Genomic DNA, 20,144 nt, shown 5'->3' with positions numbered 1-20,144 from the left:
AGGGAACCGGCGCAGGGAGCGCAAACCGGTTCAAGGCATGGCAAAGCTGCGATCAAACTGGTGATCGTTCGTCGTACGTGAGTGCGTGGGCAGGTGTCCCACCGTAGGCGGCCCGGCGGGGCCGCGTCGGCGTGTCGCGGCAGAAGCCACACGATCCGGTGAACAGGCCCAACTCGTCATACTGATACGGCGGTTGCTGGTCGAACAGGGCAGTGTGCCACGGGGTACTGACAATCGCGCCAAGCTCGGCGGGAGGCCGGCGTTCACGTCTTCGCCAGGGCGGTGATCCGCTTCCGGAGGCGCTCGGCGTCGCGGGTGCTTCCGAGGCTCTCGTACTGCCGGAGGCTCGCGGTGTACCAGTCGCAGGCGGCGTTGGGGAAGCCGGAGCGTTCGGCGGCCTGCCCGAGGAATTCAGTGGCGTAGGCCGTCCAGTGGAGGTGGCCGAGGTCCGTGAACTCCCGGTGGGCCTCGCTGATGGTGGTGACGGCGAGGCCGTACTCGCCGGCCAGGGACTGCGCCTCGCCGAGGAAGACCTTTGTCCGGGCCACGTTCAGCGGGTCGGGCGGGGTGAGCGAGCCGAGGTCGGCGATGGCCTGCCGCAGCAGCGGGATGCCGAGGTCGGTGTTGCCCTGGTGGGCGGCGGCGGAGCCGAGGAGGGTCTTGGCGAGGCCGGCACCGCGGAGGTCGCCGAGGTCGGCGTAGAGCTCGGTGGCGCGGGTGAGTTCGGGTTCGGCGGCGGCGTACTGCCCGGTTTCGTAGAGCGTTGCGCCGATTCCGGCGGTGCACTGGGCGATGCCGTGGGGGTCGTGGTCCTCGATTGCGAGGTCGAGGGCCTCTCGGTAGAACCGGCGGGCTTCCTCGTGCTCGCCGACGCGCTTGTGTGAGATGGCCAGGGTGGTGGTCATCTCCCGGATGGCCATGCGGTGGCCCCAGATCCGGGCGGAGGCCAGGCCCAGCTCGTGGAAGGCGATGCTCAGGTCCGTGCGCCGCAGGCGGTGGAACAGGGGCCACAGGTCGTGGACCAGGACGACCAGGGCCTGGTGCTCGCCGAGTTCACGGGCAGCGGAGAGGGCCGACGGGATGGTGGGGGCGATGGCCTCCAGCCAGTCGAGCGCGGGGCGGTCGCCGGTGATGCGCACCGGTTCGGCGGGATGGTGGCGGTGCTGGCGCGGCAGGACGCGGTGGTGCGGGGTGAGGCGCTGGACGGTCTCCTGGGCGGTGGCGATCAGGTAGTCGAGGCAGCGCTGCACGATGAGCAGGCGTGTGTCGTCCGCGCTCCGGAACAGCTCCCGGACGCCGGGGCGGATGCGGTAGACATCACCGCGCACAGGCTGGTGGCCGGCATGCTCCAACAGATGCCGGGATGCGAGCTCTCCGAGCAGGTGCCGGGTGTGGGCGGCGGGGGTGGCGGTGGCAGCGGCCACCGTGAGCGGGTCGAGGTCGGGTGCGGGGATCAACGTGGCGAGCCGGAGAAGGCGTGCTTCGCTGTCGGGCAGCGCCGCGCAGGCGACGGCGATGGCCATCGGAACACTGTCCAGTTCGGGCGCGGCGGTGAGCACCGGGTGGGAGGCGAGCGGGCGATCCGGGGTGAGGACGGCTTCGCCGGCGGCCAAGCCCAGGGCTAGCGGCATACCGTCGCAGGCCCGAGCGAGGGCCTCGGCGGCGTCCGGCTCCGCCCGCACCCGGTCCTCGCCGAGGATTCGGCCGAGCAGCTGGACGGCATGGGCGGTCGCGAGCGGGCCGAGGTGGTGGTGGTGCGCTCCGCGGGCGGCAAGCGCGGGAATCGGTGAGCAACTGGTGACGACCACCAGGCAGTCGGGCTCCGCCGGCACCAGCGGCACCACCTGCTCGGCGCAGGCCGCGTCCTCCAGTAGCACGAGCAGCCGCCGCCCGGCGGTCTCGCTGCGCCACATCCCGAGCAGGTCCTGCTCAGCCCAGGGAAGGGGGACGTGTTCGCCCAGCCCGAGCGAGCGCAGCAGCGACCGTACGGTCTCGGCGGTCGAGGCCGGAACGCCGGGCGTGCTGGCGCGCAGCCGGGCCACCAGCTGCCCGTCCGGGTAGCGGGGTGCGTTCCGATGCGACCACTTCGCGGCGAGGGAGCGCTTGCCGACTCCTTCCGGGCCGGTGACCACGACGACGGGCGCTGTCTCGACGACTGCGCGGCCGAGGACGCCGTCCAGCGCGCGCAGCACCTCCTCCCTGTCGGTGAACACGGAGGGAACCGGGGCGAGTTGTCGCGGCACTGGTCGCGGCGGCGGGCCCGGATGAAGGTGTACGCCGCCGGTGATGGTGGCGGCCTGGACGGCAATGTTCACCTTCGACCCGGTGACGGTGTTGCGGACCTCGCTGGTGCCCACTACGCCACCACGGCGGCGGGAAGTGCCTGGTCGACGACGGCGCGCGCCCCGGGCAGCGCCGGGCGCCGGGGTTGCGGCCGGCTGGCCAGGCGGACGGCCGCGTCCGCCAGGCTCCAGTGGGAGAAGCCCTGCGGGTAGTTCCCGAGCTGTCGGCGGGCGAGGGGGTCGTACTCCTCGGCGAGGAGCCCGAGATCGCTGCGCAGGCCGAGCAGCCGGTCGAACAGCTCGTGGGCTTCGGCGTGCCGGCCGATGGCGGCAAGACTCTCGGCCAGCCAGAACGAGCAGGCGAGGAAGGCGCCCTCGTGGCCGGCGAGTCCGTCCACGTTGCCGCCGGCATCCTCGCGGGTGGAGTAGCGCAGCACCAGCCCGTGCTGGGTGAGTTCGCGCTGGATGGCTTCGACGGTGCGGATGACGCGCTTGTCGTCAGGCGGCAGGAAGCCGACGAGGGGCAGGAGCAGCAGGGAGGCGTCGAGGGCCCGGCTGCCGTAGGACTGGGTGAAGGTGCCGGTCTCGGAGTTGAAGCCGCGCGTGCAGACGTCGGTGTGGATCTCCGCGCGCAGACGGGCGAGGCGGACGAGGCTGGCAGGGTCGGTGGCGCTCCGGCGTTCCAGCAGCCGCAGCGTCCGATCCACGGCGACCCAGCACATGACCTTGGAGTGGGTGAAGTGCCGTGCCGGGCCGCGGATTTCCCAGATGCCCTCGTCCGGCTCGTGCCAGCGCTGCTCCAGCTGTTCGGCGAGCGCCAGGAGCAGCGCGTCGCACTTCGGGGACGGGGGGAGGCCGGCGTCCTCGGCGAGCAGCAGGGTGTCGGCGAGTTCGCCGTAGACGTCGAGCTGGAGCTGGTCGGCGGCGCCGTTGCCGATGCGCACCGGCCGGGAGCCGTCGTAGCCGGGAAGGTGGTCCAGGACCTCCTCGTCGAGGTCGGCATCGCCGTTGACGCGGTAGATCGGCTGGAGGCGCTCGGGGTCGACGGTGTCGACCAGCCAGTTGCGCCACTGCCGGGCCTCCTCGAGGAAGCCGAGTCGCAGCAGTGCGGCGATGGTCAGCGCGCTGTCGCGCAGCCAGACGTACCGGTAGTCCCAGTTCCGTTCGCCGCCGAGTTGCTCGGGCAGGGAGGTAGTGGGCGCGGCGACGACACCTCCGCCCGGGTGGCAGAATGACTTGAGGGTGAGGGCGGAGCGCACCACGGCCTCGCGATAGGGGCCGCGATAGGTGTAGCCGGCTGCCCATTGCTCCCAGAACTCCGCGGTGGCGTCGAGCTCGGAGAAGGCGTCGGGCGGCTCGGGCGCGGGACGGTGAGAGGGAGCCCAAGTGAGGGTGAGTACGACGATCTGACCGGCGTGGACGGTGAAGTCGGCCCGGCACACGCCCCGCCCGTTGGCGGTGTGCTGGGGGCCGTCGAGCCAGTACGAGTCCGGGTGGGCGGCCACCCACAGCTGCGAGGTTCCGCGGGTGATCCGCTCGATGTGCGGCCTGGTGGCGCTGTAGCCGGGGCGGGGGCGGAAGACGCTGGCGACGCGGACCGCGCCGCTGACGCCTTCGACGATCCGGAAGATCCTCGGCTCCGCGTGGTCGCTGACGGTGGGCGCCGGCATGAAGTCGGTGACCGCGACCGTACCGGTGGGCGTGTCCCACTCCTGGCGCAGGACCAGGGAGTTGCCCGCGTAGTGGCGGCGGTCGGCCTCGGGGGGCGGCGCGCCGTTGTAGACGGCCGGGCCGACGCGCCACAGGCCGTGGTCGGCGGCGCCGAGCAGCGAGGCGAACACCGCCGGCGAGTCGAAGCCGGGCAGGCAGGCCCAGTTGATGGAGCCGTCCGGCCGGAGCAGGGCGGCGGACGCGGTGTTGCCGAGGAGGGCGTGGTCCTCGATCCAGGAAGGGGTGGTGAGGGTGTGCATGGGGTCCTGACATGGGCGGGTGGGTGGGTGGTCAGCGAGGTGCGGGGGCAGGGGTCGCGAGCGCGGCGAGTGCGGCGGCGACGGTGTCGGCGAGCGTGTCGGCTACCGGCAACCACGGCATGAGGGTCGCGAGCAGCACGCGGTTGGCCCGCTGAACGGGGTCGGCCGGGTCGCAGCCGACGACAACCGTCCCGCCGTACGGGGAGAACAGGCCGGCCTCGTAGCAGTCGTGCACGCGCACGTGGCCGATCGGGTTCCAGAACAGGACGACGTCGGTGCGCCGGATGTTGCGGTCCTGCCAGCCGAACGGCTGCCACGCGACGTAGGGATCGACGGTCGGGTTGCGCGACGGCCGGGGGTTGAGCACCGTGCCGTCGAAGCCCGCGGTCGCGAACAGGTCGACCGCTTCGCTCTGCCAGTCCGGGCAGCCGACGGTTGCTCCGGCGAGGAACACGGCCGGGCGGCCGTCCCGCTCGTACGGCTGCGGTGCCTCGACGTATCGAAGGTTCACCGGGCGCCGCCGGAGGGAGTAGGTCCGTGGAGGACGGTGAGGATGATCATCTGTTCTCTGAGCTCGAAGGGGTGCGGCCCTGGCCCGAACGGCCGCCATGGGTTGCTGCGGTTGTGCTGTTCAGCCGGACCGGCGGCGGTCGCCAGGACGATCCGGGTCGTTCGGGGGTGGCTGGCGGTGGCCCACCAAGCGGTCGGCCACGCCGAGAGTGCACAGGGCGACGACGACGAAGGTGCCCAGGTAGAGAGGCTGTCTGAAGGCGGCGCGATGATCCAGCAGGTAGATGGCGCCGCCTCCGACCAGAACGCCGAGCAGGAAGCAGAGCACGGCGAGACCGATGCGCCCGATGCCCCGTTGAGCGCTCACGGGGCCACCGCCTGCGGTTCTGCGGTGGGAACGAGCGGACCGGCCGGCCATGCGGGGTCGATGCAGTTCAGCCAGACCAGCTGGGCGAGGACGCCGACGACGACGGCCTGAGGCTGGGAGTCGACGTTCAACTGGCTGAGCAGGCTCTTGGAGTAGGTACGCATCGTGCTCGGCGCGATGCCGAAGTCGGCGGTCAGCTCGGGCGTACTGCGCCCGCCCGCCCAGCCGCGCAGGATCTGCAACAACCGCGGAGCCAGCTGAGGGTTGATGGTCAGCGCCCCGCTGGGGTGCACCGGCTGGGTGACAATCCGGTGGGCGGTGGCCCAGGCAGCGAGGTGCAGCACAGTGCGGGTGCCGGTCGTGACGAGCAGCACCTCGATCGCGCTGCGGACGTCGTCCCGTTGCAGCCTCGTCTCGGGGTCGGCCGCGATCTGTTCGTGACTGGCGTCGGAGGCGACCAGGACGACCAGCCGGCGCTCGGAGGCAGTGAGGGCGGGCAGGGGACCGATGGCCACGGCGGCGTCTCCAGCGGGATGGTGTGGGCGGGTCACAGCTGCTGAGGGATCGGCATGCCGGGGGCAGCGAGGTGGAACAGCAGCCTCGGACCGAGCCGCTCGGCCTCGCCGGTGCCGACGACCAGGACGAGGTCGCCCTCGGCGGCCACCTCGACGATCCGCTGCTCCTGGGCGGGTTCGCACGGCCCGAGGCGGATGCGGTGGACCGCGCCCTGTCCGAGCCTGTGAAGAGCGGCCTGCTCGACGGCCTCCAGCGGGTCGGGCCCGGCGGCCTCGCTCAGCGGGGTGCTGACCGGCAGCAGCACCGCGTGATCGGCATCGCCGAGGGCGGCACCGATCTCTGCGGCGTGCGCGCGGGTGCGGGCGACGCCGTCCGGTTCCAGAACGACGACCACCGAGCCCTCGGTGAGCATCCGAGCGGCCGTGACGTCCTGCGCGATCTCGCGCGGGTGCCGGGCACGGGAGTCGACGACGGTGACGCCGGCCTGAGCGCCGAGCACAGCCAGCGACCGGTCCACCCCGCGGAAGCCGCCGGCGCGCTGGGCGACGGCCTGCGGGTCCTCCCCGACGACGAGGGCCGTAGCGATGGCTGCGCACACCGCCAGGGCGTGGTGACGGCCGGCGACCGGCACGGTGAACTGGTGCCGCTCCCCCTGGTGGTGGAGGGACAGGAGGTACTCGGTGCCGAGCCAGCGGGGCGGGAGGACCCACACGTCGGCGCTCTCCTCCAGGCCGACCGTGACCACGGCGGGGCCGGGGCGGTCGCTGAGCCGCTCGTGCACGATCTTGGCACCCTTGTCCCACAGTGGCAGTACCACCGTGGCGGAGGCGCGGGCGAGGGCGGTGGCGGCGTCCAGAGCCTCGATGGTGTCCGTGAAGTGCGGGGCGTTCATCGCGGCGGCGGTGATCAGCGTCGCGGCCAGGGTCGCCCTGCGGACGGGCTGAGGGCCGTGCGGGAGGCAGCTCCAGGAGGCGGCCTCGTGCGTGCCGGCGTCCGGGCACAGGTCCACGACCAGGCGCTGGCCGTGGATGCCCTGTCCGGGAACGCCGCCCTGGGTCGCAGCGGTGAGAATCCAGGAGGTGCGTCCGTCGTCGAGGACAGCGGCCAGGGCCGCCGCCGCGGTGGCGGTGTCGTGGCTGCCGTAGACGGCCACCAGCGGGTCGCCGTATTCCCCGGTCAGCGTGGTGAGCGCGAGCGCGCGCGTGAGCACAGGCAGCCCCAGGGCCTGGGCCTGGTCGAGTTCCGGGAGCGGGGCCGTCGTCGCGCCGGACCACACCACGGCGCTTCGGTCGGCCTGGACGTGCTCGGCGTCGAAGCCAGCGACGACCTTCACGCCGGCCGTGCGCAGCCGGGTGGCGGCCGGGCTGTCCTGCTCGGCTTGGGTGATGCTCGCGGTGATGTCGAGCTGGCGCGTGGCCAGCCACAGCGCAAGGCCCTCCATGCCGGGTGCGGTGGCGTCGACCAGGTGGGCCCGGGTCAGCAGATCGGCCCCGGTGGGTCGCGGGCCCGTACGAGTTGGAGGGCGGGTGGTGGTGTCCATAGGAAGGGCTTCCTCAGCGGGGTCGGGGACAGAGAAGTGGGGGTTGGAACCGGGCCGGTCGCGGGTCTCGGGGGTTTGGCGCCGCGACCGGCCCGGGGCTCATGCCTGGGTGAGACCGCGCTCCAGCTCGACATCGCTCACGGCGGCGGCGTGGTGGTCCAGGTCCAGGCGGGCGACGGCGGCCAGGTGGGCGACGACGTGCTCGTCGAGCAGCTCGCCGGCCAGCGGGCTGGTCTCGAACGCGGAAACGGCCTCGGCCAGTGACTGCGGCACGGGATCGGCCTCGCGGTTCAGGTAGGCGTCGCCGCGGGTGGCTGCAGGGGGCTTGAGTCCGGCCTCGATGCCGTGCCGGATTCCGGCCAGGACCGCAGCCAGCGCCAGGTAGGGGTTGGCGTCGGCACCGGGGAGCCGCACCTCCATGCGCAGGCTGCGGCCGTGACCGACCACCCGAACCGCGCACGACCTGTTGTCCCGTCCCCAGGTGAGGCGGGTAGGGGCGAAGGAGTGGTCCCGCAGGCGCTTGTAGCTGTTCACGTACGGCGCCCACAGCGGGCCGAGGGCGGGAAGGGCCGTCAGGAGTCCGGCCACTGCCTGCTCACCCAGCTCCGACAAGCCGCTGCCGTACTCGCGGCCGGCCAGCAGGACCGGCTGGTCGTCGACGTCGTGCAGTGAGACGTGCAGGTGCATACCGCTGCCGACCCCACCCGGCAGGGCCGCCATGAACGACGCCGCCATGCCCTGCTCGTCCGCGACGGTTTTCGCGGCGTGCTTGAACAGCACGTGCTGCTCGCACGCTGTCGTCACCGCCCCGTAGGGGAAGGTGACTTCGACCTGGCCCGGCGCGCCCTCGCCTTTCGCGGCCTCGACGGGAAGGCCGGCGTCGGCGAGGCCCTGCCGAAGACGCCTGCTGAACTCCCTTACCGGCAGCGGCTGGTCGAGGGCGTAGTCGCGGTTGTCCCAGACGGCGGGGCGAAGTCCGCGGAAGCCGGCCGCCGCCGCGTCCCGGGCGGTGCCCTCGAAGAGGACGAACTCCGTCTCCACCCCTACCTTCGCAGTCAGCCCGAGGCCGGCGAGGCGCTGCTGCTGCTCGTCGAGCACGCTGTCCGGGGCGAGCGGGTGCGGCAGGCCCATGCTGATCGGCTCCGCGAGCATCAGGGCGGTGGACGGCAGCCAGGGCAGGACGCGGGCGTGCTGGTAGTCGGGCAGCAGCGCGACGTCCCCGAAACCGGACTCCCACGAGAACGACCCGCTGCGCGCAGCGGTCATCCCCAAGTCAGTACCGAGCACGTACCCGCACATCTCCGGCGAGAGCCCACCCGAGCGCAGCCGATCCACCAGCGAGGCCGCGTCGAACTCCTTGCCCTTGAGACGGCCCTGCACGTCGACAGCCGCCAGCAGCACCGTCGTGATGCCGAAGGAGTCCACCAGGTGGTGCAGCGGCCCGGCGGGCGAGGCCGCCACCGGAGAATTGCCGGCGGCGCGGTACCGGGCGGCCCGCATCGTGGCCCGACTTCCCGGGCGTCGGCGGCTGGTCACACGACCTCCTCGGTCAGCTCGACCAGCTCGGCCGACTGCTGGACCGGCGGCGCGTACGAGCGCCCGGCCTTGAGCCACCACGCCCAGGCCAGCAGCAGCACCACCCCGAGCGCCACGGGCGCGTAGTTGAAGGTGTCGACCGTCACCGGCGAGGACTGTGGCAGGCACACCAGCACGCTCACCACGGCCACCCAGCCCACCGCGATCCACCCGATCACCGGCCCCCGGCGACCCAGATTCCACGGACCGGGCCTGAAGCGGCGGCCCTTGCGCAGCCGGAGGTAGATCGGCACCGCGTACGCCGGCGTCATCCCCACCACGTTGACCGCGGTCACCGCGCCGTACGCGGTCGCGCTGTACAGCGACGGCAGCGCGAGCAGCAGCGCCGCCCCGAGCGAGAGCCACACCCCGGCCACCGGCGTCCCGGTGCGCTCCGACACCCGGCTCCACAGAGCCGACCCGGGAAGCGCGCCGTCCCGGGAGAACGCGAACACCATCCTCGACGCCGCGGCCGTCTCCGCGTTGCCGCAGAACACCTGCGCCACGATCACCACGGCCAAGAGCACCTTCGCCCCGGTTGTCCCGAGTGCGTCGATGAAGATCTGCGCGGGCGGCACGCCGGTGGGCGAGCTGAGGACACTGTCGTAGTCCTGGACGGCGAACAACATGCCCGCCAGCAGGACGGCGCCGGCGATCCAGCTAACCCAGATCGAGCGGACGATCCCGCGGGGCGCCGACACGGACGCCTTGGTGGTCTCCTCGCTCATGTGTGCGGAGGCGTCGTAGCCCGAGAAGGTGTACTGGGCGAGCAGCAGCCCGACCGCGCTCACGTAGATCGGGTTGCTCCAACCGGTGTTGTTGACGAAGTGCCCGACCACCCAGCTGAGGTCCCGGTGTTGGGCGGGCACGAGCGCGAGCGCTCCGACGATCAGCACGACGCCGCCGATGTGCCACCACACCGAGATGCCGTTGAGCACCGACACCAGCCGCACGCCCCGCAGGTTCAGCACCGCGTGGAGCAGCAGGATCGCGGCGAAGATCCCGAACAGCCCGGCAGGCGTCGGCGAGTACCCGAACTGCATGTTGAGGAAGGCGCTGACGAAGCTGGCCGCGCCGTAGTCGATGCCGCAGATGCCGCCCACCAGCCCGAGCAGGTTGAGCCAGCCGGTCATCCAGCCCCACCGGGGGCCGCCGAGCTGGTGGGCCATGAAGTACAGCGCCCCACTGGTCGGGTAGGCGCTGGTGACCTCGGCGAGGGCGAGGCCGACGAGCATGACCAGGCCACCGACGCCGATCCAGCCCCAGATGATCACCGCCGGTCCGCCGGTGTTCAGGCCGAACGCGAGCATCGTCATACATCCGGACAGGATGCTGATGACGGAGAAGGAGCTGGCGAAGTTGCCGAACTCGCCCATTCTGCGGCGCAGTTTGGGCTGGTAGCCGAGCTGGCGCAGCCGTTCCTCGTCGGTCGGTGCTGCTGCCTGGGCAGGGGACATCGGGGACAACCTCCGTGCGGCAAGTCGGGTGGTGGGAACGGGAGTGGCCGGGTTAGGCCAGAGCGGTCGCGCGGCCGGCAAGCGCCTGGTCCCGGGCGGTCAGCAGCAGGGCCTCTGCCTGGTCCGGGGAATCGGCGACATGGGCCCACGGCGCCTTGGACGCGAACTGGCCCAGCGCGCTGAACACCTGTACGGCGGCGCCCATCTGGGCGGACGCCCACAGAGCGTGGGCGAGATGGCTGAGATCGACGACCGGCCACGACCCCGGCGCCGCCATGGACCAGCTCTCGAACGCGCGCCGAGCGCGGGAGAAGTGGGGCTCCCGGAGCCATTGCCGGAGCACGACCGCGGTGCGCCTCGGCTCGTTGCGGTAGTGATCGACCGACAGGTACAGCGGCAGAGCGGCGAGCGGCGATCCCGCCGGAGCCTTCGACATGGCGAGGTGAACGAAGTCGGAAGCCGCCGGCCGGTAGACGTGGAGCCAGTAGCGGAGCATGCGATGGTGGGCCTCCCGATTGCCCGGATCGCGCATGAGCGCCTCGTCGAGCAGCCCCCACGGGCCGCGCGGCAGCATCGGGTCCGACGAGCGATCCTGGTGCTCGGGGCGGTTCTTGGCGCGATCCAGCACCGCCAGGGCGAGCAAGCACACCCACGGCACAGGGTCCGAGCGAACCGCCTCGGCGGCGGCCTGGCACGACTCGCGGGCCTCCTGTTCCAAGGGCTCGGCCTTCGGCGAGCCGGCCTCGGCTGCGGCCAGGGCGTGCTCGACCATCACCCTGGTGCGCAAGATGGCGAGCCCGGGGTCGTCCGGCTCCTCGAGCCCCCACTCGGTGAGCACCGTCGACCGCGCCGCGACCAGCGCCAACACCTGCGTCCGAGACGTCCGCAGGCCGACGTTCTGCGTCGAGGCCAGCAGCCGCTGCGTCGACAACCAGCGTCCGGCCCGCAGGTCGTCCACCGCGGTCCGGAGCGCATCGTCGAACCCAGCAGGGTGATAAGCCGGCCTGGGCTGTGCACCGGCATTGGGCGCGGGTGGCATGACCTGTTCCCCCTTCATGGTCCGCCGGGACTTCAATCCGCCTACTGTCTGCGGGGGCCCGAGCACGTCGGCGTGAAGCTCGGCGGGCAGCTGGGCGCAGCCGGCGGTCGGGAAGACGAGCGAGAAATGACTCGCTCACTTCGCGGACTGCGATTAAGTGATCGGTCACCTACTGTCGCGTCCTGGCCGAAACAGCGCTACGACACCCGGGTGTCATCTGACGCCTTGCGTAGCCATCACCCTGTCATCGAGGTGTCATCTCGTCAGATACAGCTCTGAGAAGCGCTCTTGTCGGGTATGGCTGGACCAGGTCCTCCGCGCGCAGGTGGCGGCTGGGCCGGGGTCGAGACCACAGGGGGCGGAGGCAATGCGGAATGGCGAGTAAGACGCTACTGGGTGCTCTGGTTGAGAAGGCGGGATGGGAATTCCCGGACTTCCACAGGGAACTGAAAAGCGCCGGCAACGAATTGGCCCGCACCCTCAAGGACCCACGGTTTCGCGACCTGGACATGTCGGAGGCGACGTACCGGCGCTGGACCGCCGGGACGGTGAGCCGACCGACCTCCGTCTTCACCCAGACGATCCAGCACATGTTCGACAGGACGATCGCAGACCTCCTCGCGCCGCCGAGTGAGGGAGATCCTGCGGCAGTTACCCAGCAAGACCTCGAAAGAGAGCTCGCGATGACCGCACGCGAAGCATCCGACCACGCCGCTTCCGTGGCGTCCGCCTTTCTCTCAGACCTGTCCATCGACCAGGTCCAGTACGACGTTCGCCACCTCGCCCGCACCTACAACAATCGGTCACCCTTCGAGGTGCTCCGCGAAGCCCGGAAGCTTCGGACGAACGCCGAAGGTCTTCTGGATCGCACCCACATTCCCGAGCAGAAGCAGCTGCTGCTGATCGCGATCGGCCAGACGACGGCGTTGCTCGCCCTGGCCGCCTTCGGACTCGGGGCCCTTGGCGAGGCAAATCGGCTCGCCCGTTCCGCGGGCATGTACGCCGAGGTCACCCGCTTCACCCCGCTGGCCGCGTTCGCAGCCGGCACGCTCGGCATGTTCGCCTACTGGGAAGGGCGGCCTGGTGAGGCGATCCGCTTCATCCGGCAGGCGCAGTCGTTCCCCGGTGTCGGTACGGCCGGCCAAGCACGCATCGCTTCGATCGAAGCCAGAGCCTATGGGCACCTCGGCGACCAGCGCAGAGCCGCAGCGGCGGTCGCGCGCTTCCTCGACGTGGACACCCTCGAACGAGACGACCTCCACGACGATGTGGCCGGCGAGTTCCTACACGGTCCGGACCGGCTCGCCCGGTCGCACGGCACCACGTTCGTGCTCCTGCGTGATGGCGCCAGCGCGCTGGAGCACACCCGACGGGTGCTGGAGCTGCAAGCCAGCCTGCCTGTTGGGCAGAGGATTCCCCGGATCGACGCCGAAGCCAGGACGGACCTCGCCGCAGCGTTGATCCTCAACGGTGAGGTGGAGGAAGCAGCCGAAGTCCTCAAGCCCATCGCAGACCTTGCACCCGACCGGCGCGCCAAGGGCCTCGTCGAGAGGGTCGTCCACGTCGGCAAGCTGCTCACCACCGAGTCCGTCCGGACATCACCGGTCGCTGCCACCCTTCGAGAGGGACTGGAGGAGTACACCCGAGTCGCGGCCCCGCGACAGTTCGGGGGTGCCGCCGCGCGGCTGGCCATCGAGTAGGACAACACAACCGCGACGGACGGGGCGACCGTCACCATGGCGGTCACCCCGACCGTCGCATCCTGCTCAGCGAAGAGAACCGGCAGCCGCCAGAATCGCCCGTTCCCGGTCCGCGTCGATTCCGAGAGCGGCTGCCCGCGGGTGCGGGACCGGGGCATTGCCAGCCTGGAGCCACTCCCAGGTGTCCCGAACCGTCTCCTCCAACGGCCGGCACCGGAACCCGGCTGCGTACGCCGGTTCGGAGTCGACCCGCCAGACGCCCTCGCCTGTCCGCCACAGCGGCACTTCCGTCCACTGCCGGATGCCGTGCTCCAGCAGCACCTCATCCGGGACCCACCGAAGCTCTCCCTTGCCGCCTGTCACCGTGAGACAGGCCCCCAGGAAACTGCTCATCGTGTCCCGGCCGATCGGCGCGGTGGCGTTGTAGACGCCCCCTCCGGGCCGTTCAGCGAGATCGACGGCGAAGCGCGCGACGTCGCGGACGTCGACCGGTTGGATGGTCTTGCTCGCCGATCCGGGCGCAAGGATCTGACCGCCGCGCTCGGCCCTCCGGAGCCACCACGGGAGCCGGCCGACGTACTCGCGGGGCCCGAGGATCACACCGGGACGAACCAGACAGGACCGCTCCGCGCCGAAGGTCTCGACCACTGCCCGCTCGGTGCCGGCCTTCTGCCGCCCGTAGTGCAGATTGGGCCCTCGCCAGCCCTCGGGGTTCCTGCCGTACTCGCGATCGGCGTCGGCGGGCCCGTCCAGCACCTGATCGCCCACCTTGAGCGGGTGGTCCGGCCAGCCGGCGTACACCGACACCGTCGAGATGTAGACGTAGCGCTCGGTGGCGCTCTCCAGCGCCCTCGTCCCAGCGAGCACCACGTTCGGCGGCTGCTCGGCAGCCGACGTGTCGATCACTGCATCCCACGGCCCCTGTGCGGCCAGCCGGGCCAGGTCCTCGACCGACGTACGGTCGCCTATGACGTGCCGCACGCCGGGCAGGAGCGTGCCGGATCGCCCTCGGTTGAACGTCGTCACGCCCCAGCCGCGCCCCAGCGCCTCCTCAATCACGGCCGTGCCCAGAAACCAGCCTCCGCCGATCACCAAGATGTCCATACCCGGAATCCTGCCCAGGACGGGGGCTCGTTGGCCACCCTGTCGTACTAGCGAAGCCGAGGCGCCGCAGCTCGTGGCCGTGATCGTCGTGAAGATGACACCCCGATGACACCTGCGTGCGAATCAACCCGCGAGATGACAGCCGGACGACATGGCCCTGCCACGCCCCGCTCGGAACACTGGGGCACTCAGCCGCTGCGACACCTTCCGGTCCCCGGAACGGCCGAGCAGCGCCAGGAGGAGAGGAGATCCGATGGAGAGCATCGCATCCGCGGTCCAGCCGGAGGAGGAGGGCGGCCTGCTGGTCGGCGTCCACAACATCCAGGCCGCGCGTTCGCGGTCCGACGTGCCGTCCGACAACACGGGCGGCAAGTCCGACCAGAACGACACCTGAGAGACCGCCCACGATGCATAAGACCGCCTCGTGGGCGGTGCGCCTGGGTGGGGACCAGTTCCTCACCCAGGCGCTCCACCGCTCCTACGCCGTGATCCCTGCCGGGAGCACCGACACCGCGCCTCTCCTGTCCTGGGACGACCTGAACACCATCCTCGCCACCCACCGCATCGGCCCGCCGCGGCTTCGGCTGTCGATGGACGGGCAGACCGTTCCCGTCGGCCGGTACTCGACCCCGGCGACCAACCGGCGTGGGGTGACCTGGAACCGGCTGCACCCCGCGCAGCTCCACGCTCAGCTCGCCGAGGGCGCCTCGCTCGTGGTGGATGCGATCGACGAGATCCACCCGCCGATCCGCACCGCCGCCGAAGCGTTGGAGCGCTTCATCGGCACGCCCGTGCAGACCAACCTCTACGCTTCCTGGACGGAGAAGGAGGGCTTCGGCCGGCATTGGGACGACCACGACGTGGTCGTGGTCCAGCAGTACGGGGCGAAGCGCTGGCGTCTGTGGGAGCCGACCAGGCAGGCCCCGACCTTCCGCGACGTGGACTCCCCGGAGGAACCCGAGGGCGAACCGGTCGCGGACGTCGTCCTCCACCCGGGCGACCTCCTGTACCTGCCGCGCGGCTGGTGGCACAGCGTCACTGCTGACCAAGGCAGCGAGTCGCTGCACCTCACGTTCGGACTCGTAGCCCAGACCAGCGCCATGCTCCTGGGCTGGCTGGTGGACGAGCTGCACGAGAGCCCCACCGTGCGGAAGGACGTGCCGCTCCACGCCGGAGCGGACGAGAAGGTCGCCTACCTGGCCGATCTGAGGGCTGCGGTGCTCACCGCGCTGTCGGACCCTGACCTGATCGACCGCTGGGCCACAGCCTCGGGCACCACCCACTTCGGGCGGCCGGCCCCGTCCCTGCCCTTCGTGGACACCCTCCCCGCGGACCCGGAGATCAAGGTGCGGATCACCGCCCCTCGCGCCGAACTCACCAGCGACCCCACCGCCCGGACCGTCACCCTGTCCGCCGCCGGAACCGCATGGGACTTCTCCGAGCGGATCGAGCCCGCCCTCCAAACCCTGCTGATCGGAGAAGCGGTCAGCATCGGGGAACTCGCCGAAGCCGCCGGCCTTGAGGTCAAGGACGTGGCCAGCGTCCTCACCGTCCTTGTCCAAGGCCAGGCCATCGCTGTGGTCGAGGCTGGCCGGTGAACCCGGAACTCGGCCTGGGGACCTACCGGGTGCGCGCCGCCGGCGAAGCGGCGCGCATCGCCCTCACGGCCGGGGCGAAGTGGATCGACACCGCCCCCAACTACGGCCACGGCCGGGCACACCGCAACCTCGCCCCGGTGCTCGCCGATCACCTGACCGCCAAGGTGACGACGAAGACCGGCTTCTACCCGGACGGCAGCCACAGCATCGCCCCCGTGGACGTCCGCACCCAGACCGAGGAATCGCTCGCCGTCCTCGGTCGTGCCGACATCGTCTTCGTCCACAACCCCGAACGGTCCGACCACGACCGGCAGCAGCTGCATCACAACCTCCGCGCCGCGTTCGCTGTGCTGGAGGAGTTCGCGCAGGCCGGCCGTATCGGGGGGTACGGCGTCGCCACCTGGGCCGGCTTCACTAACCAGGCGTTCACCGTCGCCGAACTGATCGCGCTGGCCAGCGAAGCAGCCGGGTCGGCGAGCCACCACCTCGCTGGCGTCCAGCTGCCGGTCAGCCTCGTCATGGCCGAGCCCATCGCCCAGGCCCTCGATGGAGCTGGGCCACTCGTCCACGCTCGCGACGCCGGGATCATGACGTTCGCCTCCGCCCCCCTGCACGGAGGCGAACTGCCGGGCCTGATGACACCCGAACTGGTGAACCTCATCCAGCCGGGATCGACCCCGCACACCGCGGCGTTCCAGCTCATCGGTGCCTGCCCCGCGCTGGACGTCGTCCTCACCTCGACCAGCACCCTCCAGCACTGGGAGGATGCCCGGGGCGCTCTCGCCCAGCCGATCCCCGACGCACGACTCAGGACGGTGCTCGATGTCCTTTCAGCCGGATGACGACACCCGGCACGACCTGACGGCAGCGCACCAGAAGGCCGCCGGATTCCTCGGCCTGGTGTGCACCGGACCGCCGATCTTCGGCACCTCCGGAACCACTGTCGGCCGCCGGGCCGTGAACGTCTGGCTGCGGGTCTCCAGAAGCAGCGGCCGCAGGGCGCCCCGGCCGACCGGCCAGGGCGCCCTCGGCGCTGAACAGCTCGTCCCTGCCTCCGTCCCGCGCCCCCGACTCCACGACACTCTCGACTGGACCGAGGGCGGGTGGTTCTACCAGGCCGACGTCTTCGACCTGGTGGGTCCCGCGGTCTCCTCGACTCCGGACCTTCGCGAAGACCCCGGCCTGGACGACGGCTGGTGGACCGGGCTGCGGAACGCGCTGGCCGCCATTGCGGAAGCACCGGGCGCGAAGATCACTCTGCGCCAGGCGTGGGTCGACGAGGTCTTCCCGAAGTACCTCGGCATCCCGGCCCCGGCCGAGATCGAGCGGACCACCGGGCACGGTGATCTCCAGTGGGCCAACCTGACCGCCCGGCCGCTCAAGATCCTTGACTGGGAACGCTGGGGTCTCGTGCCGGCCGGCTACGACCCTGCGGTCCTATGGGTCAGCAGCCTCCTCGTGCCCGAGGTCGCGGACCGTATCCGCACGGAGTTCGTCGACATCCTCGACACCCCGGCCGGACGCGTGGGTCAGCTCATCGCAATTGCAGAGATGCTCCAGGCCGTTGACCGCGGGCACTACCCGGAACTCGCCCCGCTCCTCGCTGACCAGGCACGTGAGCTGACCGGCGTCACCCCACCGCAGGGCACCGACGCCGGCCTCGTCCGGTAGACCATGGACCTCCGGCAGGAGCCCGTCGATCACGTCCTGGACCAGGTGGAGCAGCGCCTCGGCACGAGGCTGGACCGGCGCAGCATGGTGCGCAAGCGCCGGACGGTCGGAGCCGGCACCGACCGCGGCAGCTGGACCCGGGTCGAACGCCGCCCCTGGGCGCGGGCACGAGAACAGGGCTGGGGCGGATTCGAAGCCGCAGCGGTGTTGCCCGGCGTGGCGATGCCACGCTGGTATAGGTCGGCGACATGGCAGGACCCGGACGACCAGGCGGTCTGGCACGTGGACGAGACCTCGCTGCTGCCCGAACTCCCGATTGGAGCCGCGGTGGTGACCGTCGACCCGGAGCTGCCGGACGATTGGTGGCGCTCGCTGAACGCCTCGCTGGCAGCGCTGGCCCTTCAACGAACGACCCGGGTGGCGGCCCCGGACACCGAACGGATCACGAAGCAGCTGGTCGACGACACAATCAAGGCCGCCTTTCCAGGGGCGCACGACATCCGGGTGGACCAGTGGTGTCCTGCTCACGCCGACCTGAACTGGGCGAACGTCACCGGCCCTGGTGGGTTCTGCATGTTCGACTGGGAGGACTGGGGAATGGCGCCACGCGGACTCGACTCGGCGTCGCTGTACGCCGCCTCGCTTGCCGCACCGGCGCTCGCGGACCGGGTACGCAGGGAGCGCCGGGTAGACCTTGAGAGCCGCGACGGGATGGCGATGCAGCTGTTCGTGCTGGCGAAGATCGTCGGGCCACAGGCCGGTCCGAACGACCCGCGAATTGGGCCGGCGCATCGGGAGGCCGTGCGGCTGATCCACGTTCTTCAAGGGGACTGAACGTCACCCTGCCGGCAAGACGCCAACGTGAGCGAATAGGGAAGGAGAACGCATGGACCCCACCACGCGCCGTCCGGTCGGCCACGACGCCGAGGACATCGCGAGCGCGAAGGAGCGAGGCTGGAGCGATCTGGCACCCATTGACGACGCGTACCAGGCGGGCGAGATCACGGCCATCGAGTGGCACGCCGCCGTCCTGGGCGTCATCGAACCGGCCTACCTCAACGGCGACAACCCGCGGGCCCAGTCTGGCCACAGCGGCGACGAGACCCGCTGGCGAGAAGCCCGAAGCCTGCTCGTCGACCTGCTCCCGCCCCACGGTGGGACGTTCCTCGACATCGGATGCGCCAACGGCCACCTGATGGAGAGCCTGACCGACTGGGCGGCCGAAGCCGGGATCATCATCGAGCCCTACGGGGTGGAGATCTCCACCGCCCTCGCCGACCTCGCCCGAACCCGCTGCCCGAAGTGGGCGCGTCGAATCTGGACCGCCAACGCGATGGGCTGGAAGCCTCCACACCGCTTCGACGCCGTCCGCACCGGCGTGGACTACGTGCCGGCGGACCTGCGGGGAGCGTACGTGGGCCATCTGCTGGACCATGTCGTCGCCCCGGGTGGCCGATTGATCATCGGCGTCTACAACGAGGAACGAGACCAAGTCACAACGGCGGACCTGCTGCGCTCCTGCGGCTACACCCCAGGCGGTTCCACCACAAGAGACCACCGACACCCCGAGATCCGATACAAGGGGCTGTGGCTGGCCAACGCCTGAAGCTCCCAGGTGTCGCTGCCGTGGAGGGCTCTGGGGCTTCCGGTATCAGGTGCTGGCCGATCCCCGGCGATCGAACAGGCCGGCCTTTGCCCCGGCGAGGAAGTCCTCCCACTCGCCCGACGAGAGGAGCAGCGTGTCCTTGGCCTTGTTCAGGGAGTCGCGGAAACCGACCATGCCGCGGTCCAGGAATGCGACTTCGAGGCAGTTGCTTCCGCCGGTGCTGGCTGTGATCCAGTCCGCCCGTTCCAGCTGTTGCTCGACCCATACTGGATCGAGATGGTTCTTCTCGTCGGCCGTGACGATGCTGTCGAAGTCGATGGAGGAGGAGCGGGCGTCGCGAGTCACGAGAGATCCTTGGCGATTTGAGCGAGGAGTTCGAGCGATTCCCTCGGCGGCAGGGCGTCCGTCTTCAGGTGATCGCTTGTTGTGCGGTAGTCCGCGACCGTTGCGGGGTCGTTGAGATGGAGGGCGGTCTTCATGCCCTCGATGGTGACCGAGTCGTGGCCAGTCGGGAACGTCCAGGCCATGAACGGGCCGTCGCAGCCGGCGTGTGCGCCATGCGACAACGGGATGACCTGGATGACGATGCTCCGGTGGGTGCTGGCGAGTTCGATCAGGTGGAGAACCTGCGCGCGGGCCGTCGCCCGGCCGCCGACCTCCTGCCGGAGCTGGGCCTCGGTGAGCACCGCCCAGATCCGGAGCGGAGTCTTGCGGGAGAGGGCGGCACGGCGGCTGTTCCGTCGCACGGTGATGAAGCGCTGGATATCGGCGTCGCTCTTCCAGGCACGGCCGGCGATGATCACGGCCAACTCGTACTCGTCGCCCTGGAGCAGGCCGTGGACGGCCACCGGGGACCAGATGAACAGGCCGTCGGCGATCTCCAAGTTCACCAGGTAGTCGCCGAGGGGATCGTCCGCGACACCTGGGTACTGCTGGTGCCAGTCGCGGTCGCGCGCGTTCCGAACCATCTCGCGCCATGCTGCTTGGACCGCTGGGTCGGTGATCTCCAAGACGGCGAAGAAGTGCGGGAGCTGCTGAAGCTTGATGCCCTGTGTGCCGTTCTCGATCTTCGAGATTGTGGACGCAGAGCTGTACCCCAGCTCGGCGGCGGCCTCCTCGACACTCCAGCCGAGACGCTGCCGGGCGAGCTTGACCTCCATGCCGAGTCGGCGTCGGCGCGGTGTCGGCTCGACGGCCACCCTTGAGCAC

At 70.8% G+C, this 20,144-nt stretch carries 19 protein-coding genes; 7 read left to right on the top strand and 12 right to left on the bottom strand.

The window, feature by feature from the left end; genetic code table 11:
• Positions 1 to 263: 263 nt before the first annotated feature.
• The 9 genes from ACYP53_RS26840 to ACYP53_RS26800 all read right to left on the bottom strand — a co-directional run bounded on the left by ACYP53_RS26840 (position 264) and on the right by ACYP53_RS26800 (position 11,256).
• The gene (locus ACYP53_RS26840; protein ID WP_459649290.1) at positions 264 to 2,213 is read right to left on the bottom strand and encodes a tetratricopeptide repeat protein; all 1,950 of its coding nucleotides are present in this window, start codon (positions 2,211 to 2,213) and stop codon (positions 264 to 266) included.
• A 143-nt stretch (positions 2,214 to 2,356) separates the two neighbouring features.
• Entirely contained in the window at positions 2,357 to 4,252 is a 1,896-nt protein-coding gene (locus ACYP53_RS26835) for a glycoside hydrolase family 15 protein (RefSeq protein WP_459649289.1), read from the bottom strand.
• Between the two features lie 31 nt (positions 4,253 to 4,283).
• On the bottom strand, positions 4,284 to 4,763 hold the full coding sequence (locus ACYP53_RS26830) for a hypothetical protein (protein WP_459649288.1): 480 nt from the start codon (positions 4,761 to 4,763) through the stop codon (positions 4,284 to 4,286).
• Between the two features lie 120 nt (positions 4,764 to 4,883).
• A complete protein-coding gene (locus tag ACYP53_RS26825; RefSeq protein WP_459649287.1) occupies positions 4,884 to 5,129 on the bottom strand; it encodes a hypothetical protein in 246 nt (81 codons plus the stop codon).
• On the bottom strand, positions 5,126 to 5,644 hold the full coding sequence (locus ACYP53_RS26820) for a helix-turn-helix transcriptional regulator (protein WP_459649286.1): 519 nt from the start codon (positions 5,642 to 5,644) through the stop codon (positions 5,126 to 5,128). The genes ACYP53_RS26825 and ACYP53_RS26820 overlap by 4 nt, the downstream gene beginning before the upstream one ends.
• A 32-nt stretch (positions 5,645 to 5,676) precedes the next feature.
• Entirely contained in the window at positions 5,677 to 7,185 is a 1,509-nt protein-coding gene (locus tag ACYP53_RS26815; RefSeq protein WP_459649285.1) for a glutamate ligase domain-containing protein, read from the bottom strand.
• A gap of 99 nt (positions 7,186 to 7,284) precedes the next feature.
• Entirely contained in the window at positions 7,285 to 8,721 is a 1,437-nt protein-coding gene (locus ACYP53_RS26810; protein WP_459649284.1) for a glutamine synthetase family protein, read from the bottom strand.
• A complete protein-coding gene (locus ACYP53_RS26805; protein WP_459649283.1) occupies positions 8,718 to 10,217 on the bottom strand; it encodes an amino acid permease in 1,500 nt (499 codons plus the stop codon). Before ACYP53_RS26805 ends, ACYP53_RS26810 begins: the two co-directional genes overlap by 4 nt.
• A gap of 52 nt (positions 10,218 to 10,269) precedes the next feature.
• Positions 10,270 to 11,256: a hypothetical protein gene (locus ACYP53_RS26800; protein WP_459649282.1), complete on the bottom strand. Its 987-nt coding sequence runs from the start codon at positions 11,254 to 11,256 to the stop codon at positions 10,270 to 10,272.
• Between the two features lie 374 nt (positions 11,257 to 11,630).
• Here ACYP53_RS26800 and ACYP53_RS26795 point away from each other — a divergent pair, with 374 nt between their 5' ends.
• Positions 11,631 to 12,956, top strand: coding sequence for a DNA-binding protein (locus tag ACYP53_RS26795; RefSeq protein WP_459649281.1), 1,326 nt, complete (start codon positions 11,631 to 11,633; stop codon positions 12,954 to 12,956).
• A 66-nt stretch (positions 12,957 to 13,022) separates the two neighbouring features.
• Here ACYP53_RS26795 and ACYP53_RS26790 read toward each other — a convergent pair whose 3' ends face one another.
• A complete protein-coding gene (locus ACYP53_RS26790) occupies positions 13,023 to 14,060 on the bottom strand; it encodes an NAD-dependent epimerase/dehydratase family protein (RefSeq protein ID WP_459649280.1) in 1,038 nt (345 codons plus the stop codon).
• Between the two features lie 253 nt (positions 14,061 to 14,313).
• Between ACYP53_RS26790 and ACYP53_RS26785 the strand changes: the two genes are divergently transcribed.
• From ACYP53_RS26785 to ACYP53_RS26760, 6 genes are read left to right on the top strand one after another with little or no spacing between them, the layout of a single operon-like run.
• Positions 14,314 to 14,454, top strand: a complete 141-nt coding sequence (locus ACYP53_RS26785; RefSeq protein ID WP_459649279.1) for a hypothetical protein — start codon at positions 14,314 to 14,316, stop codon at positions 14,452 to 14,454.
• Positions 14,455 to 14,467: 13 nt separating this feature from the next.
• Positions 14,468 to 15,658 (top strand): cupin domain-containing protein, encoded by a 1,191-nt coding sequence (locus tag ACYP53_RS26780; protein ID WP_459649278.1) that lies wholly within the window; start codon positions 14,468 to 14,470, stop codon positions 15,656 to 15,658.
• Positions 15,655 to 16,500, top strand: coding sequence for an aldo/keto reductase (locus tag ACYP53_RS26775; protein WP_459649277.1), 846 nt, complete (start codon positions 15,655 to 15,657; stop codon positions 16,498 to 16,500). Before ACYP53_RS26780 ends, ACYP53_RS26775 begins: the two co-directional genes overlap by 4 nt.
• A complete protein-coding gene (locus ACYP53_RS26770) occupies positions 16,481 to 17,329 on the top strand; it encodes a hypothetical protein (protein WP_459649276.1) in 849 nt (282 codons plus the stop codon). Before ACYP53_RS26775 ends, ACYP53_RS26770 begins: the two co-directional genes overlap by 20 nt.
• Before the next feature lie 3 nt (positions 17,330 to 17,332).
• Positions 17,333 to 18,163 (top strand): hypothetical protein, encoded by an 831-nt coding sequence (locus ACYP53_RS26765; protein WP_459649275.1) that lies wholly within the window; start codon positions 17,333 to 17,335, stop codon positions 18,161 to 18,163.
• A gap of 52 nt (positions 18,164 to 18,215) precedes the next feature.
• On the top strand, positions 18,216 to 18,935 hold the full coding sequence (locus tag ACYP53_RS26760; protein ID WP_449788982.1) for a class I SAM-dependent methyltransferase: 720 nt from the start codon (positions 18,216 to 18,218) through the stop codon (positions 18,933 to 18,935).
• Positions 18,936 to 18,980: 45 nt separating this feature from the next.
• Here the strand turns inward: ACYP53_RS26760 and ACYP53_RS26755 are convergent, their stop codons facing one another.
• Positions 18,981 to 19,280, bottom strand: a complete 300-nt coding sequence (locus ACYP53_RS26755; RefSeq protein ID WP_449788981.1) for a DUF397 domain-containing protein — start codon at positions 19,278 to 19,280, stop codon at positions 18,981 to 18,983.
• The gene (locus ACYP53_RS26750; protein ID WP_449788980.1) at positions 19,277 to 20,134 is read right to left on the bottom strand and encodes a helix-turn-helix domain-containing protein; all 858 of its coding nucleotides are present in this window, start codon (positions 20,132 to 20,134) and stop codon (positions 19,277 to 19,279) included. Before ACYP53_RS26750 ends, ACYP53_RS26755 begins: the two co-directional genes overlap by 4 nt.
• Positions 20,135 to 20,144 lie beyond the last annotated feature (10 nt).

The organism is Kitasatospora sp. Ki12, assembly GCF_054601375.1.
This window is presented reverse-complemented; position numbering and strand designations above follow the sequence as displayed.

Excerpts from the sequence above, each read along its gene's own strand:
- ACYP53_RS26770 (WP_459649276.1), top strand. The coding sequence starts at position 16,481 with ATGTCCTTTCAGCCGGATGACGACACCCGGCACGACCTGACGGCAGCG.
- ACYP53_RS26815 (WP_459649285.1), bottom strand. The coding sequence starts at position 7,185 with ATGGACACCACCACCCGCCCTCCAACTCGTACGGGCCCGCGACCCACC.
- ACYP53_RS26795 (WP_459649281.1), top strand. The coding sequence starts at position 11,631 with ATGGCGAGTAAGACGCTACTGGGTGCTCTGGTTGAGAAGGCGGGATGG.
- ACYP53_RS26785 (WP_459649279.1), top strand. The coding sequence starts at position 14,314 with ATGGAGAGCATCGCATCCGCGGTCCAGCCGGAGGAGGAGGGCGGCCTG.
- ACYP53_RS26790 (WP_459649280.1), bottom strand. The coding sequence starts at position 14,060 with ATGGACATCTTGGTGATCGGCGGAGGCTGGTTTCTGGGCACGGCCGTG.
- ACYP53_RS26765 (WP_459649275.1), top strand. The coding sequence starts at position 17,333 with ATGGACCTCCGGCAGGAGCCCGTCGATCACGTCCTGGACCAGGTGGAG.
- ACYP53_RS26805 (WP_459649283.1), bottom strand. The coding sequence starts at position 10,217 with ATGTCCCCTGCCCAGGCAGCAGCACCGACCGACGAGGAACGGCTGCGC.
- ACYP53_RS26760 (WP_449788982.1), top strand. The coding sequence starts at position 18,216 with ATGGACCCCACCACGCGCCGTCCGGTCGGCCACGACGCCGAGGACATC.
- ACYP53_RS26780 (WP_459649278.1), top strand. The coding sequence starts at position 14,468 with ATGCATAAGACCGCCTCGTGGGCGGTGCGCCTGGGTGGGGACCAGTTC.
- ACYP53_RS26835 (WP_459649289.1), bottom strand. The coding sequence starts at position 4,252 with ATGCACACCCTCACCACCCCTTCCTGGATCGAGGACCACGCCCTCCTC.
- ACYP53_RS26800 (WP_459649282.1), bottom strand. The coding sequence starts at position 11,256 with ATGCCACCCGCGCCCAATGCCGGTGCACAGCCCAGGCCGGCTTATCAC.